The sequence below is a fragment of the Pseudoselenomonas ruminantium genome (assembly GCF_900142515.1).
GTDB lineage: Bacteria > Bacillota > Negativicutes > Selenomonadales > Selenomonadaceae > Selenomonas_A > Selenomonas_A ruminantium_D.
The window spans coordinates 64,719-78,847 of the sequence record NZ_FRBC01000001.1 but is presented as its reverse complement, the minus strand read 5'-3'; the positions used below and the strand labels follow the sequence as shown (position 1 = coordinate 78,847).

General features: G+C 52.7%; 14 protein-coding genes, 2 tRNA genes and 1 riboswitch. Of the genes, 1 reads left to right on the top strand and 15 read right to left on the bottom strand.

Features of this window, described 5'->3' with window-relative positions; all coding sequences use genetic code 11:
* Entirely contained in the window at nt 1–687 is a 687-nt protein-coding gene (locus BUB68_RS00340; protein ID WP_073087850.1) for a glycosyltransferase family protein, read from the bottom strand.
* Nucleotides 674–1,621, bottom strand: a complete 948-nt coding sequence (locus BUB68_RS00335) for a class I SAM-dependent methyltransferase (RefSeq protein ID WP_073087849.1) — start codon at nt 1,619–1,621, stop codon at nt 674–676. Before BUB68_RS00335 ends, BUB68_RS00340 begins: the two co-directional genes overlap by 14 nt.
* 461 nt (nt 1,622–2,082) lie before the next feature.
* On the opposite strand from BUB68_RS00335, the gene BUB68_RS15375 reads away from it, so the two are divergent.
* Entirely contained in the window at nt 2,083–2,277 is a 195-nt protein-coding gene (locus BUB68_RS15375; RefSeq protein WP_073087848.1) for a hypothetical protein, read from the top strand.
* A gap of 116 nt (nt 2,278–2,393) precedes the next feature.
* Here BUB68_RS15375 and BUB68_RS00325 read toward each other — a convergent pair.
* The 13 genes from BUB68_RS00325 to BUB68_RS00270 form a co-directional block, all read right to left on the bottom strand.
* A tRNA-Glu gene (locus BUB68_RS00325) sits at nt 2,394–2,468 on the bottom strand.
* Nucleotides 2,469–2,470: 2 nt separating this feature from the next.
* Nucleotides 2,471–2,545: transfer RNA gene (locus BUB68_RS00320), tRNA-Glu, on the bottom strand.
* Nucleotides 2,546–2,584: 39 nt separating this feature from the next.
* Nucleotides 2,585–4,039, bottom strand: a complete 1,455-nt coding sequence (gene gltX, locus BUB68_RS00315) for a glutamate--tRNA ligase (protein ID WP_073087847.1) — start codon at nt 4,037–4,039, stop codon at nt 2,585–2,587.
* Between the two features lie 36 nt (nt 4,040–4,075).
* Nucleotides 4,076–4,699, bottom strand: a complete 624-nt coding sequence (gene dhaL, locus BUB68_RS00310) for a dihydroxyacetone kinase subunit DhaL (RefSeq protein ID WP_081371787.1) — start codon at nt 4,697–4,699, stop codon at nt 4,076–4,078.
* 269 nt (nt 4,700–4,968) lie between these two features.
* Entirely contained in the window at nt 4,969–5,136 is a 168-nt protein-coding gene (locus tag BUB68_RS15155; protein WP_178139432.1) for a hypothetical protein, read from the bottom strand.
* A 632-nt stretch (nt 5,137–5,768) separates the two neighbouring features.
* Entirely contained in the window at nt 5,769–6,680 is a 912-nt protein-coding gene (locus BUB68_RS00305) for a serine O-acetyltransferase (RefSeq protein ID WP_073087967.1), read from the bottom strand.
* Nucleotides 6,681–6,773: 93 nt separating this feature from the next.
* Nucleotides 6,774–7,517 (bottom strand): HesA/MoeB/ThiF family protein, encoded by a 744-nt coding sequence (locus BUB68_RS00300; protein ID WP_073087845.1) that lies wholly within the window; start codon nt 7,515–7,517, stop codon nt 6,774–6,776.
* Nucleotides 7,518–7,521: 4 nt separating this feature from the next.
* On the bottom strand, nt 7,522–8,103 hold the full coding sequence (locus BUB68_RS00295; RefSeq protein ID WP_256625439.1) for a thiamine phosphate synthase: 582 nt from the start codon (nt 8,101–8,103) through the stop codon (nt 7,522–7,524).
* A 4-nt stretch (nt 8,104–8,107) separates the two neighbouring features.
* The gene (gene thiH, locus BUB68_RS00290; RefSeq protein WP_073087843.1) at nt 8,108–9,361 is read right to left on the bottom strand and encodes a 2-iminoacetate synthase ThiH; all 1,254 of its coding nucleotides are present in this window, start codon (nt 9,359–9,361) and stop codon (nt 8,108–8,110) included.
* Between the two features lie 12 nt (nt 9,362–9,373).
* Nucleotides 9,374–10,141, bottom strand: coding sequence for a thiazole synthase (locus BUB68_RS00285; RefSeq protein ID WP_443216112.1), 768 nt, complete (start codon nt 10,139–10,141; stop codon nt 9,374–9,376).
* 33 nt (nt 10,142–10,174) lie between these two features.
* The gene (thiS, locus tag BUB68_RS00280) at nt 10,175–10,369 is read right to left on the bottom strand and encodes a sulfur carrier protein ThiS (RefSeq protein WP_073087842.1); all 195 of its coding nucleotides are present in this window, start codon (nt 10,367–10,369) and stop codon (nt 10,175–10,177) included.
* A gap of 56 nt (nt 10,370–10,425) precedes the next feature.
* Nucleotides 10,426–10,542: riboswitch (TPP riboswitch) on the bottom strand.
* Nucleotides 10,543–10,591: 49 nt separating this feature from the next.
* Entirely contained in the window at nt 10,592–12,367 is a 1,776-nt protein-coding gene (locus BUB68_RS00275) for a methyl-accepting chemotaxis protein (RefSeq protein ID WP_073087841.1), read from the bottom strand.
* Between the two features lie 64 nt (nt 12,368–12,431).
* Complete coding sequence (locus BUB68_RS00270; protein WP_073087840.1) at nt 12,432–14,042, bottom strand: O-linked N-acetylglucosamine transferase, SPINDLY family protein; 1,611 nt, start codon at nt 14,040–14,042, stop codon at nt 12,432–12,434.
* Between the last annotated feature and the right edge of the window lie 87 nt (nt 14,043–14,129).

Here is a 14,129-nt window from a genome sequence, read left to right as displayed (position 1 = left end):
TCACACCTCCGGATTCAGTTCCCGCCCATACTCCCGGATAAAGGCCTTCTGATAGCCTTTATACTCATAGGCCAGCGGCTTTTCCTTGGGACAGTGGATGCACCAGAAATCCTGTTCCTGATTAGGCACCACAACCTTATAACCCGCCCGCTGCATTTCCTTGCACATCGAGGTATCGTAAAGATGCCAGCCCGTGAAGATATCCTCCCGCCAGCGTATATCATATTGCGTGGCGATAAAGAGCCCGTCCACCGCTTCCACTTCCTGATAGGCGCCTTCCGGCTCCCGGCAGTGGGAATCCACCACGCTTTCCGGCTCACAGGCATGAAGCACCCGCCCATAAGTACGCAGGCCATCCCACCATACCCCGCTATAAGGCAGGCTGCGGCAGCCGATTACGCCGACAGCACCAATTGACGGGTCTGCAAATATATGCAATAGATCTTGTACTAAATCCTTGTTGACCACCAGGGTGTCCTGATGGAGATAGACCTTGTATTTCGCATCCGTTGCCGCCATCCCCTGATTGTAGCCGGCACACATGGAAGCCGCCCCCCTTACAGGAATGAATTCAGCGGTCATGCCTGCCGGAATCGTCAGGCTTTCCAGATACAGGCGGCATTCATTGTACCAATCGTCACTGTTGGTACAGGTGATAAAAGCGATCTTAGACTCATCCATGCCCATTTCCTTTCTGCCATTCCTGCCACAGATCCTGCAACATCTTCTCTTCCTCCGCCGAAGTGACATTATTCCAAGCTGCTTGCAGCATCCGGCCGATCTCATCCCCTCTATCCGGCGAATACGCCAGCAGCTGCCGATAGAATCTTTGTGGATGGAATACCGCCTGTTTGATGAACGCCGCCATGTAATCGGCAAAGAAACCTGTCTGCTCATAAAGAGCCCAAAAAAGCTGACATGATTCTGCCGTCTGAACACTATACTCGATCCGATGGAGATAGATGGATAGCTGCCGCCTCTCTGCCTTGCTGTACATGGATTTCAGCAGGGCCATCTCCGGCATGGAACGATCAGCCCGCACCAGATAGAACTCCGTATTGAGGTCATCCCCCTCATTGTCAAAGCCCGCCTGCAGCAGTTTCTGCAGGACTTTTTCCTCAGCGGGCCGCTTCTGCGGCTCCATAAATACCATCTTATAATAGGAGGCATAGAGCAGCCGTTCAAATTCCTGCCGCGCAAAAAGACGCGCCACCACATTGTAATAATGGCCTGCCAGCAAATCTTCCAGCTGGCTCCAATGGCGGATATTGCGGAAACTGGTCAGGAAACTGCCCGTTTCCTTGAGGAAGCGCGAAAAACCTGCGGCAATATCCTGCGGATGGCCGGCCTGCTCCAGCGTCAGATCCGAAATGATGTAATCAAAAGACTCCCGCTCATACGGTAACGGCACATCCAGATAATTGAGCTCTGCAAACACCACGCCCAGATCCTGATAATCCAGCATAGCATCCCGGTCCGCCGTCACCGCAAAGAGCCGGGCATAAGGAAACATTTCCCTAAGCTGCGGCAGATAGCCCAGACTTTCCACCACGAGAATCTGCAAAGGCAAGTCTCCAGGCTGTAAAAACTGCAATAACTCCGGTTTGATTTTCTCCGGCACACTGCCACCTCCCCTTCCTAAATACAATTCCATCAACAAAGGGAGATTTCCTGCCTAAGGCAAAGAATTCAAAGACTGTCCCCGTTTTACAAATTGCAGTTTGTTGACGAGTTCGTGCTGAAGGTATCTCGTTCATACGCTGTCGGGGTTCACGGGGGAGTGCTTTTTCTGTTTCCGCTAAACGACCCTCCCTGTAAGGTTAGAGCTGTTTAGCTGGATTGCGCCGGGCAGGCCAGCGGCGCGTTTTTCAGCGTGCTCTTTAGCTGCTGTCTGCGTCGGGCCGGTCTTCGCTGCGCTCAGACGATCGCTCCCACAGAAAAAGCACTCCCCCGTTCGCCCTAAGGCACGATTCCGGCAATTGGCACGAACTCGGTTCTCCTGTGACAAGAACATCGATGTGTTTGCACCTTACAGCAAAGGCGTAGTTGTCTTTACATGCGTACCTTTGGGTGGCGGTGGGGATGCTTTTTCGCCGACGGAACGACTGCCTGAACGAAGTGAAGGCTGGCCCGCAAACAGCATTTGCTGGAAGCTTCGTTGATTGGAGCGCCGTTGGCCTGCCCGGCGCGGGTAGCTGGAAGATTCGTACTTCTGCTGGCGGGTCATTTAGTGGAGCGGCGAAAAAGTATTCCCACCGCCGCCCCACTGAGCTGTAACAAATTTTATTCAGACTCGCATTGATAAACTGCAATATATATGAATAATCTTTACACAGTCGCAAAAAAGGACTGTGTAAGTACGTATGACCTACACAGTCCCTGTAATTTCCTATTGGTGACACCTACGGGATTCGAACCCGTGAACCCGGCGTGAGAGGCCGGTGTCTTAACCGCTTGACGAAGGTGCCAATGGTGACGCCTACGGGATTCGAACCCGTGAACCTGGCGTGAGAGGCCAGTGTCTTAACCGCTTGACGAAGGCGCCATTTGCAACTCACTGTTGCTGACTCAAATTATTATAGCACTATGCCGTCAGGTTGGCAAGGCTTTTTTTGAGGCGGGCCAAAGAATTTTCTTTTCCCAGTACGGAAAGGATTTCCGTAGCGCCGCCCGGCGTTACGGACTTGCCGGCTACACCAATGCGCAGTACCCACATCACAAGGCCCTTCTTGAGTTCCTGGGCAGCAATATATTCTTCGAGTTTCGCATAGAGGCTGTCATTATGCCAATCCGCTTCGCTGACATTTTCCAGCAACTCTACGAGCTTCGGCATCAACTCTGCAGCCTTCTCCGGGTTGACCTTGTTGCGCTTGTTATTGTAGAGGTTCGCATCGAATTCCGGCATCTCCACGAGGAAGTCAATCTCATCCTTGACATCGCTGAAACGCTGTACGCGGGTTTTCAGCAGGGCAGCCACCGTCTGCCAGTTCGTTTCGAGATAATCCGGCAGATCTGCCACGAACTCATGGGCGCGCTTAGCAAATTCTTCATCCGTCATTGCCTTGAAGTATTCGCCGTTGATCCAGCCCAGTTTGTCATAGTCGAACACAGCCGGGGACTTGGACAGTCCATCGAGGCCGAAGTGAGCAATCAGTTCTTCCATGGAGAAGATTTCCTGATTGGTAGTCTTGGGGTTCCAGCCCAGAAGTGCCACATAGTTGGTGATGGCTTCCGGCAGGTAACCGAGTTTTACGAGGTCATCGAAGCTCGTGGCACCATGACGCTTGGACAGCTTGGACACGGAACCGTCTTCGTTCTTGCCCATAACCGGTGCCAGATGGATAAACGTCGGCACTTCCCAGCCATATGCTTCATAGAGCAGGATGTACTTCGGCGTGGAGGTGATGAACTCTGCACCACGCATGATGTGGCTGATGCTCATGAGATGGTCATCGATGACATTGGCGAAGTTGTAGGTCGGCATGCCATCGCGCTTCAGCAGCACCTGGTCTTCCAATTCGGAATTCGGAATCGTGATATTGCCATGGAGCACATCAAAGAACGTCGTGGAACCATCCAGCGGCATCTTCTGACGGATGACATAGGGATCGCCATTCTTCAGATGTTCTTCAATCACAGCGGCATCGAGATCGCGGCAGGTACGGTCATAGCCGCCGAATTCGCCAGCAGAATGATCTTCGTCCGGATCACAGAAGCAATAGTAAGCATGGCCGGTCTTCACGAGTTCTTCGGCATACTTCTTGTAGATATCCATGCGCTCACTCTGCACATAGGGGCCGCAGTCACCACCGATATCCGGGCCTTCGTCCGGCACGATATGGGCCATTTCCAAAGTGCGGTTGATGAAATCCACGGCGTCCGCCACATAACGGGTGCGGTCGGTATCCTCGATACGCAGGATGAAATCACCCTTCTGCGCTTTGGCGTAGAGATAACCATAGAGCGCCGTGCGCAGATTGCCAATATGCATATATCCCGTCGGGCTGGGTGCGAAACGGGTACGAACCTTCTGACTCAATGAAACTTCCTCCTAAAAATAACCATATAACAAAGCTTAACGCTTCAGGAACTGATACAGAGCACGGTACATCAGCATGGTGCTGACAGCGCCCGGATCTTCCACGCCAATGCTACGCTCGCCTACGAGGCTGGCACGGCCTTTCTTTGCCGGGATTTCCTTGGTGTAGTTCACACCATCACCAGCAGCCTTGGAAGCTTCCTGCAGCACTTCAAAGAGATTCTTGTCCTCGACATTTTCCGGCAGGAAGCAGTCGTGGATGGGAATCAGGGCATCCAGGATGGTCTTATCCCCCTGCTCAGCACGGCCCCGTTCCTGAATAGCCGTAATAGCAGCAGCCAACAGCTTTTCGAAACTCTGGATATTCATACGGGTTTCCCCGTCGCAAGCCTCGCTGGCCTTGACAAATGCCGCACCATAGAGCGGGCCAGCAGCGCCGCCCACATTCTGGATCAGGCTCTTGCCGATCTTCTTGAGCACAGGGGCAATCTGCGTCGTATCATCCATCTCGTCCAGTGCTTCCTTGGCAGCCCGGAAACCGCGGGCCATATTCAGGCCATGGTCGCCATCGCCGGCCTTGGCGTCAATATCCGATAAATAATCTTTCTGCGCGATAATCGCTTCAGCTACGGCATCAAAGGCGTCTTTAATTCTCGACATAACACACATACTCCTTGCATAAGTAATTAGAATAAAAATTAAAAAACTCATTGATGGGGAAACAATGAGTTCATAATACACACCTAACCATTATAACACGCTGAGTACAAAGCGCAAGTGTGAATTGACAGAAATATGGGAAGAAAATGTACGAAACCTGCCCACAATAACCCCGATAGCAGATCATGCGTTCCTCTGCGCTCTGAACAGTCTCAGCGCAGGAAAGTCTCTGCTACCGGGCCTCTTAATCGATAGAACTGATGCGAAGCTTAGAACACCTTGCCCGCCAGGAACCAAATGCGCTGACGGCTTTCGCCCTCCCGCAACAGATTATCATCCCAGCCGATTCTCCGTGCATAGTCAAGCCGCAGGAAATAATCCCCGGAATGTGCATAATTCACACCTATGCCCCAGCCTTTCAGCGTGATGCTGTTCACCGCGGATTTCTCCTCCCGCACATGCCCCGCGTCGATTCCCCACCATTGCTTCCGTGACGAATCCTCTGCTTGCGGCTGGTCCGGCGTCGGATTGTCCGGCTCGACCGGGTCTGGCGTTACGGGCCAGCACGGGTAATTCTATACCAGCCCGCGCCTCCGCCGTTGGCAGTATACTGAACTCCCCGGCCATCAGCCCCACACCGATTGCCACTGTAAGCTGCCGCAGACGCCTTTTTCCACCAAGTCCTTTCATGGTACTCCTCCTCTCTAATTCTGCACGCAAAAAAACCGCAGCCATCAGGCCATGCCCTAATAGCACAGTCGGCTGCGGTTTATCCATTCAGATTGACTATCGTATGTGGGAGGAAGTACCGTTATAGACGCGCAAAAAGCCGCCATTATCCACGTTCCAGACCCAGATATGCCCATCACTAAGATCTCCTTCCACATATGAACCTCTCTGTGCTCAATCTACCATTCCCCTCCCCCAAAATCAATAGATTCCCAAAAAGTGATGAGTTTTTCCTAAAAGTGATGAATTTAATTGTGCGCAATAAAAAATTCCCATTGACAGGTCAAATAACCGTTCAACGGGAATAAGCATCCATATAACCTTATATATCAACCAAAGTTCATATATCGCAGCTGCCCATATTATAGCGCAGTTCCTGATTTTTGACACTCACACGGGTTTCCGGCGGCACCGAATGCGTCAGGAACACATTGCCGCCAATGACTGAGCCCTTGCCAATCACCGTATCGCCCCCCAGGATAGACGCCCCGGAATAGATGGTCACATTATCTTCGATGGTCGGATGGCGTTTCTTGTTGAAAAGCTTGCGGCCGCCCGAAGTCGAAAGCGCCCCCAGGGTCACGCCCTGATAGACCTTCACATGCTCGCCGATTTCCGTGGTTTCACCAATGACGATGCCTGTACCATGGTCAATCATGAAATATTTGCCAATCGTCGCCCCCGGGTTGATATCGATCCCCGTCTTGCTATGGGCCAGTTCTGTCATGATGCGAGGAATCACCGGTACATTGAGCTTGTAGAGTGCATGGGCAAAGCGGAATACCGTCACCGCATAAAGGCCGGGATAGGCAAAGATGATCTCATCGGCACTTTCTGCTGCCGGATCGCCGTCAAAGAGCGCTTCCACATCCGTGGCCAGATATTCACGGATTCTGGGAATCTGCCGCAAGAACTCCAAGGTTATCCGCTGTGCTTCTTCCCGCGTAGCCATCAGCGTTTCATCATCCGGCTTCTTCCCATAACGCAGGGCAATGGCAATCTGCTTGTTCAGACGGAAGGCAATATCCTCAATGACCATGGACAGGTTGTTGCGGATATCGTAAATGCGATAATGTTTGTCCTTAACATAGCCAGGATAAGCCACCCGCGTCAATTCCTGAATCAGCTCGTAGATTACCTTGGTATCCGGCTGATTGAATACATCCAGCTTATCAATATGGCGATTCTTGTCATAATCTGCTAATATGTCCTGCGTAATGTCTTTGATATCCTGACCGATAATATCTTGCATAAAGTTCCCCTCACCCATGTAACATACACGAAAAGCCTTCTCCTTTTGGGAAGGCTATACCTATGCTTATGTTAGCATTGAAGATTTTTCCTGTCAAGACAGATTACCGCAGGCACAATGAGGGCGCTGGGGAATATTGACCATGCGGAATGCCATGCTCAGGGAGTCATAGGTCAGCAATCGTCCGGTCAAAAGTTCTCCTATCCCCAGCAGATACTTTATGACCTCCGTGGCCTGCAGGCTGCCGATTACCCCCGGCACAGCCCCCAATACGCCATTCTTCCCGCCACGGCCCGCCGGAGCTTCCGGAAACAGGCAGCGCAGGCAGGGGCTTCCGGGTACATAGGTCATAAGTTGCCCTTGATATTTCAGGATTCCTCCATGAACATATGGCACCTGCATTTCCACACAGGCATCATTGATGGCAAATTTCGTCAGCGGATCATCTACTGCATCCACCACCATATCATAAGACTCGCTCTGCAGGACAGACAGCAGCGATGCCCGCGTGACAGGCTCATCATACAACGGCACCTGCAGGGATGGATTCAACGCCTGCAGGCTCTCCCTGCCGCTGTCAATCTTGCGCCGCCCCAAATCCGCCGTAGTATGCAGCAGCTGCCGCTGCAGATTCGACAGATCCACCCGATCAAAATCCGCCAGCCCCACCGTGCCGATTCCGGCAGCAGCCAGATAAAAAGCAGCGGGAGACCCCAGCCCCCCTGCGCCGATTACCAGCACCCGGGCATCTTGCAGCTTTTTCTGCCCTGCCTCGCCAAAATCCGGCAGCATGATCTGCCGCGCATAGCGTTCCTGTTCTTCCTGATCCAAAACCATAAGTTTACCTCCACCATGATGAAACCTTCATCATGCCACTCATCACACAAGCTCCTGCGGCCCCGGCTGCCAGTACCTCGGGCAGGCGCTCCGGCGTGATGCCGCCAATGGCATAGACCGGCACATCACCTGCTGCCTGACAAGCCGCCTGCAAAAAAGCCAGTCCCCTGCCCGGCAGACCTTGCTTGCAGTCCGTTTCATAGATATGCCCGGCGACAATATAGGTGCAGCCTGACGCCACGGCTTCCTGCACATCTTCCACGCTATGACAGGAAGTCCCCAGGACTTTCCAATCCTGCCGCCTGTCTGCCGCTAGCTGCCGCAACTTCGGCAGCGGCATATGCAGGCCATCAGCAGACACCGCGTCAGCCACCTGCGAAAAACTGTGCAGATACAAAGGCACCGCATACTGGCGACAGATCTCTTGCGCTTCACCTGCCAAATCCCGATAAGCCTCCGCAGGCAGATCCTTCTCCCGCAGGATAACAGCCTTGGGCTGGCCACGGGCCACCCTGTCCAGCTGCGGCAAAAAATCCCCTGCACAAAGCGTTCGGTTCGTCACCGCCAAAATATCTTTCCAATCCATTCTTTCACACATAGACATAATCATTGAGCACCGGCTGCAGTCCCTCGCCGCTCATGTCCGCATACATGGCCGTAATGCTGCGGCTGTCAGCGATGGCAAACTGTTCATCACCAGCCTTGCCTTCCTGATGACCATCATATTTTTCCTCATGATCGCCAATGCCTGTGGACACCCCCGCAGAAATCTTCGTGGCACAGATCCTGGCAATGCCATTGCGGAAAGAGGCCGTCTCCCGGGAAGAAACCGTAATCCCGGCAAAGGGCAGGAAGATCCGGTAGGCGCAAAGCACCTGACAGAGTTCCCGCTCCCCTATGCCCTGCGGCGTGATCTTATCGTTGTTGACGATAGGTCGCAGCCTCGGGCAGGACAGGGAAAATTCTGCCCAGGGATAGCGGCGCTGCAGATACCAGACATGGAGCGCCGTGGCTAACGCGTCCTTGCGGAAGTCGGACAATCCCAAAAGCGCCGAAAAACCCACCCCCCGCATACCGCCACGCAAGGCCCGCTCCTGCGCCGCAAAGCGATAGGGGAACACCCGCTTATGGCCTAAGAGATGCAGTTTCTCGTACTGCTCCAGATTGTAAGTCTCCTGAAAGACCGTCACATAATCGGCACCACACGCATGCAGGTAACGATAGTCCTCCGTATTGACCGGATAGATTTCCAGCCCCACATTGCGGAAATACTTCCGGGCCAGCTTGCAGGCCTTGCCGATGTATTCCAGATTGCTCTTCTGCTGGCTCTCTCCCGTCAACAGCAGGATCTCTTCCATGCCGCTTGCGGCAATGACCTGCATCTCATGCTCAATCTGCGCTTCATCCAGCTGCAGGCGCCGGATATCGTTGTAACAGTTGAAACCGCAGTAGACGCAGTAATTCTCGCAGTAATTGGCAATATAGAGCGGTGTGAACAGATACACCGTATTGCCGAAATGGCGACTGGTCTCCCGTTGGGCACGCTGTGCCATCTCTTCAAGGAAAGGCGCTGCCGCTGGCGACAGCAAAGCCTTGAAATCCTCCCGGGAACAATTTTGATGCGCCAAAGCCCGCCGCACATCCACGGCAGTATAGCGGCTGCAATCGTAGTCCTCCATCTCCTGAAGCACGGCCTCTTCCACAGGAGAATCCAGCTGTTCCATCCCCGGAAAATACGCCAGCGGGCTTCTGCGGCTGGCGGGATTGTTCTCCAATTCATGCTTGCGCTGCAAAGCCCTTTCCCCCAAACGCGCCGAATCCACCAAAAAATTATTTTCTGCCATGTTCAGCCCCCCTCAATCATGCAGAAAACCAGTCAAGGGATCGGAAGCTTCTGCCCCGCGGGTGAGCACACGGCCCAAGCCTGCCAGATACGCCTTGCGTCCGGCGACAATAGCTTCCTTGAAGGCTGCCGCCATCAGCGGCAGATTCCCTGCCGTCGCCAGGGCTGTATTCGCCATGATTGCTGCCGCCCCCATCTCCATGGCCTCACAGGCCTGCGAGGGCGCACCAATCCCTGCATCCACGATAACGGGCAGGTCAATCTCATCAATGAGGATCTGGATGAATTCCTTCGTGGCCAGCCCCTTGTTGGAACCGATAGGGGCTGCCAGCGGCATTACCGCAGCTGCTCCGGCACTGACCAGCTCCCGCGCCACATTCAGGTCCGGATACATATAGGGAAGCACGATAAAACCTTCCTTGGCCAGCATTTCCGTGGCTTTAACGGTTTCCCCATTATCCGGCAGCAGGTATTTGCTGTCCCGCATGATCTCAATCTTGACAAAATCCCCGCAGCCCATCGCCCGGGCCAGTCTGGCAATGCGCACTGCTTCCTCCGCATTGCGTGCCCCGGAAGTATTCGGCAGGAGCGTCACTCCCTTGGGGATATAATCCAGGATATTTTCCTTGTCCTGTGTATTGGCACGGCGCACCGCCAAGGTCACGATCTCCGCCCCGGCATCCTGCACAGCCGCTTCAATCAGCTGCAAGGAATACTTGCCAGAACCTAAGATGAACCGGGAATGAAACCTCTGACCGCCCAGTTCCAGACAATCATCCATCATTTTTTCCATCCTATCAACCTCCCATCAACATCAACCGCCGCCCATAAAGCAGACGATTTCCACCACATCGCCATCATGCAGGCTGACCTGCGGATACTGCTCCGCGGAAATGATCTCCCCATTATATTCCACGGCAATCATCCGCCCGCTGTATCCCGCCTGACAGAGCCAGTCCGCAAGGCTTTTGCCTGCGGCCTTCTCCTGCCTGCCATTTATCCGTATCATATCTTCGCCTCCTTTTCCGCACCAAAAAGGGACTGCCCTTCTTGGACAGTCCCTAAAATACAGTTCACTTGCACCTCCCTACGTTGGCATTATCCAAATCAGGTTATGGGTCGAGACCTTGAGCCTCCTCTCAGCCTGCTGTGCTCACGCCGCAAGCTCCCCTTGCTATGAAGTTACAACTTCATTATACGCCCTGAAACGAAAAATGCAAGCAATTGACACTCAAATCTTGAATTTCTCCACGGCACTCTCCATGCCGTTGGCCATTTCCGTAAGCCGGCGGCTGGCACTGGCAATCTCATTCATGGTTGCCGTCTGTTCCTCGGTAGCTGCTGATACAGATTCAGCTTCTCCCGCCACGTTCCGGCTCATCTCACTGATCTTATTGACAGCAGCATAGATGGTGCTGGTATTATTGGCCAGACTGATCACCGTGCGCTCCATTTCCGCCGTTTCATCCACGACCTGCTCCACCATGCTGGCAATATCCTTGAAACTGTTGCCTGCACCGTTTACAGCCCCTACGCCATTCTGCACCTGCGACACACCATCCTGCATCACCGACACAGCATTACGTGCCTTATCCTGGATAGAACCGATCAGGTTGGAGATCTCACCTGCCGACGAACTGGATTGCTCAGCCAGCTTCCGGACTTCATCAGCTACGACAGCGAAGCCGCGGCCATGCTCACCAGCCCGGGCCGCTTCAATCGCCGCATTGAGTGCCAACAGGTTCGTCTGCTCGGCGATCTCAGAAATCGCATCGACAATCGTGCCAATCTTATCCGATTCCTTGCCCAATTCTTCAATAACCTGTGCCGACTGGCTCACGGATTGCTCGATGAGTTCCATCTGCCGTACAGCGCCCGTAACAGCCTGCTCGCCACTGTCAGCCTGGCCTTTGGCCTCCGCTACCACTTTGCCGGCATGCTCGATGGTCTTCTTGAACCGCTCCATGCTGTCAGACAGGCTTTCAATATTGGTGCTGGCATTCTCGACTTCCGTAAACTGCTCACTGCAGGAACCAGCCACATTGACGATACTGTCTGCAACTGTCCCGCTGACCTCTGCCGACTGCTCCGAACTATTGGTCAGCTGCTGGCTGGAAGCTGCTACCTGCTGGCTTGATTCGATGATCTGGCGCATCATTTCGCTGACATGCGTCTGCAAGGTATGCAGGGCCCGGCTCATCTCACCGATTTCATCACTGCGATGGAACACTTCTTCCAGCGAATGATCCTCCCGTAAATCTCCTTCTGCCATGATTCCCAAACGAGTGGTAACGATGTGCAGCGGCCCCACAATGGATTTTGCCGCCAGCAAGCCCACGCCGGAAAATATGGCCAGCAGAACAATATTGATGAGCAGCGTATTGATCAAAGTAGATTTGAAAGCCTCATCAGCTGCGGCCTGCTCCTCAGCCACGCGGTTATCAATATAGTCGATCCAGACACCAGTACCCAGTACCCACTGATAAGGTGCAAAGGAAGCCGTATAATTCCTCTTGGGTAAGGGAGTCGTTTCATTGGGTTTTGCAAACATCAGATCCGTATAGCCGCCACCATCCTTACGGCCATTCTCAATCATTTCCTTGATGAAATGCTTACCCGACGGGTCCGTGAGGTCAATGCGGGATTTTCCTTCGGTATCGCGTCCCAGGAGCACCACATTGACACCATCATATGTATCGACCCAGAAGTACCCCTTGCCATCATCATAACGCAAATTCCTCACCATATCAGCCGCTTCTTTTCGTGCCTGCTCCTCGGTGAGTTCACCCTTTTGCTGGCGATCATATACCGTCTTGATCAAAGAAATCGCCGTCTCGGTCTCCACCTTCAGTTCACGTTCCACATCCTGTGTCAAGGTCTGCCGTACCGCCATAACCTGCCGCTCGGACTCCGCTTGCAGGCTTACGATAAACGCCGCGCTGACGCAGATGGTTGTCAGCACTGCTATGCCTACAGCCATCAACACAAATCGACCCTTCAGTGACATGACATATCCCTCCAAACCATCTTCAATATCTCTATCCGATTATTGAGACTCTTCTTTCTTTTGCTTATTCGACACTGACATTTCTATTCCTGCAATATTTGTTCAACAGATGGCAATATAAATTCTCCAAATCTTCCATGTAGGTTTCAGGGTTCATCAACGGCGAAGACTGCAGCATCTGCCGGAGATTTTGCCGCAAAGCTGCCAGCAGCTCCCTGTCCTCTGCCAATGCAACCGCGATATCTACGTATTCTTCCCGGCTTTTAGCTGCCAGCTCTCCCAAGCCCACATTAGACAGGAAGCTTAAACCAAAGCGCGCACCATGCCGGTTGCCGGCAAGCGTCACCACCGGCACTCCCATGTAGAGTGCCTCACAAGTGGTCAGTCCACCAGTATAAGGTTCCGTATCGAGGGCAATATCCACCGCCCCATACTCCTGCAGATAATTCGCTGAATAACTTCGTAAGTCGATATGCCCAGCCGGCAGACCGAGTTTTGACAACCTGCGCAACGTATACTCCCTGCCCTCTGCTGTCCCCAGCAACTGATGTTTCAACAACAGACGAGACCCGGGTACCCGCAACAGGATTTCCCGCCATATAAGCAACATCTCATCATTGACTTTGGCAAAATTATTGAAAGAGCCAAAAGTTATATAATCATTTTTGGCAACAGGTGGCGGAGAAACTTCGGGGAAAACCTTATACGGCTGATAACAAAAGTGCGTATGCGGCAGGATCAACAGTTCCTCCGTGAAATACGGTGAAGCCGGTTCTGGCGAACAATACACATCGGACAAAAAACCATCGCAATCCTCTAAACCAATGCTATTGAAATAGCCAATGCCGGATATTTGTATATATGCCGGATGATATGCCAGAACCGGCAAAGCGTTGCAAGCGGTATGTCCCCCCAGCTCCAGCAGGATATCGATTTCATCCGCGTGAACAGCAGCTGCAATACCGGCCCAGTTTTTTCCTGTCAAATTCCTCCAGACAACGGGCGCACGCTGCAGTTCCCTTGTCACCAAGTCCTCATCCTTATTGAGCTGATACACGTAAACCTCAAATGATTCCTGAGCAAAGGCAAAGAAGAATGGCTTCACAAACTGCCCCACAGCATGATTCCGTAAATCGGCTGACAAATATCCCAGCCGTATTTTCTTATGCTGCCAATCAACCCGTGGATAGGGAACGATGGACAACGCCCCTAAGTAATGACGATAAAGGCTGTACAGCTCCTGCATCTGCCCGGCTTCCCAATCGGCTATGGCATTCGCCGAAAAAATAGCATTGCTGACTTCTGTCAATTTCTTTACCGCATCAGGTTCTATCCGGGCTGATGCGGTAAAAGATGCTACTGCTTCCCTGCTTTCTCCGAGCATCCGCTGAGCTTCCCCCAGCAAACTATAAGCATCTGCCAGATGCTTCTTATCATCACAATCTGCAAAATCATGCACCAAAGCCTTCAGACAAGCTATTTCTGACACATACTTTTTTTGTGCCCGCAGGATATAAGCTTTCAATAACTCGCACAAGAGAATCCTTATGCCCTTTTTTCTCTGAAAAGCCAGCAGCAGATCCCAAGCCTCAGCATACTGCCCGCTCCGATATCGAGCAAAAGCCTCTTCATACAGCGTAAAAAAACCAGCCAGTTCCACATCGCCACCCCCCATATTTTTTTACTTCGCCGCCATTCATCCCATTTCCTCTATGGCAGCTACAACAGGCTCCTTCTAAAAAATAACTTTCTTGCAGGATTG

Excerpts from the sequence above, each read along its gene's own strand:
- BUB68_RS00340 (WP_073087850.1), bottom strand. The coding sequence starts at position 687 with ATGGGCATGGATGAGTCTAAGATCGCTTTTATCACCTGTACCAACAGT.
- BUB68_RS15375 (WP_073087848.1), top strand. The coding sequence starts at position 2,083 with ATGCTTTTTCGCCGACGGAACGACTGCCTGAACGAAGTGAAGGCTGGC.
- dhaL (WP_081371787.1), bottom strand. The coding sequence starts at position 4,699 with ATGTCGAGAATTAAAGACGCCTTTGATGCCGTAGCTGAAGCGATTATC.
- BUB68_RS00305 (WP_073087967.1), bottom strand. The coding sequence starts at position 6,680 with ATGCAAGATATTATCGGTCAGGATATCAAAGACATTACGCAGGACATA.
- BUB68_RS00300 (WP_073087845.1), bottom strand. The coding sequence starts at position 7,517 with ATGGTTTTGGATCAGGAAGAACAGGAACGCTATGCGCGGCAGATCATG.
- BUB68_RS00295 (WP_256625439.1), bottom strand. The coding sequence starts at position 8,103 with ATGGATTGGAAAGATATTTTGGCGGTGACGAACCGAACGCTTTGTGCA.
- thiH (WP_073087843.1), bottom strand. The coding sequence starts at position 9,361 with ATGGCAGAAAATAATTTTTTGGTGGATTCGGCGCGTTTGGGGGAAAGG.
- BUB68_RS00285 (WP_443216112.1), bottom strand. The coding sequence starts at position 10,141 with ATGGATGATTGTCTGGAACTGGGCGGTCAGAGGTTTCATTCCCGGTTC.
- thiS (WP_073087842.1), bottom strand. The coding sequence starts at position 10,369 with ATGATACGGATAAATGGCAGGCAGGAGAAGGCCGCAGGCAAAAGCCTT.
- BUB68_RS00275 (WP_073087841.1), bottom strand. The coding sequence starts at position 12,367 with ATGTCACTGAAGGGTCGATTTGTGTTGATGGCTGTAGGCATAGCAGTG.
- BUB68_RS00270 (WP_073087840.1), bottom strand. The coding sequence starts at position 14,042 with ATGGGGGGTGGCGATGTGGAACTGGCTGGTTTTTTTACGCTGTATGAA.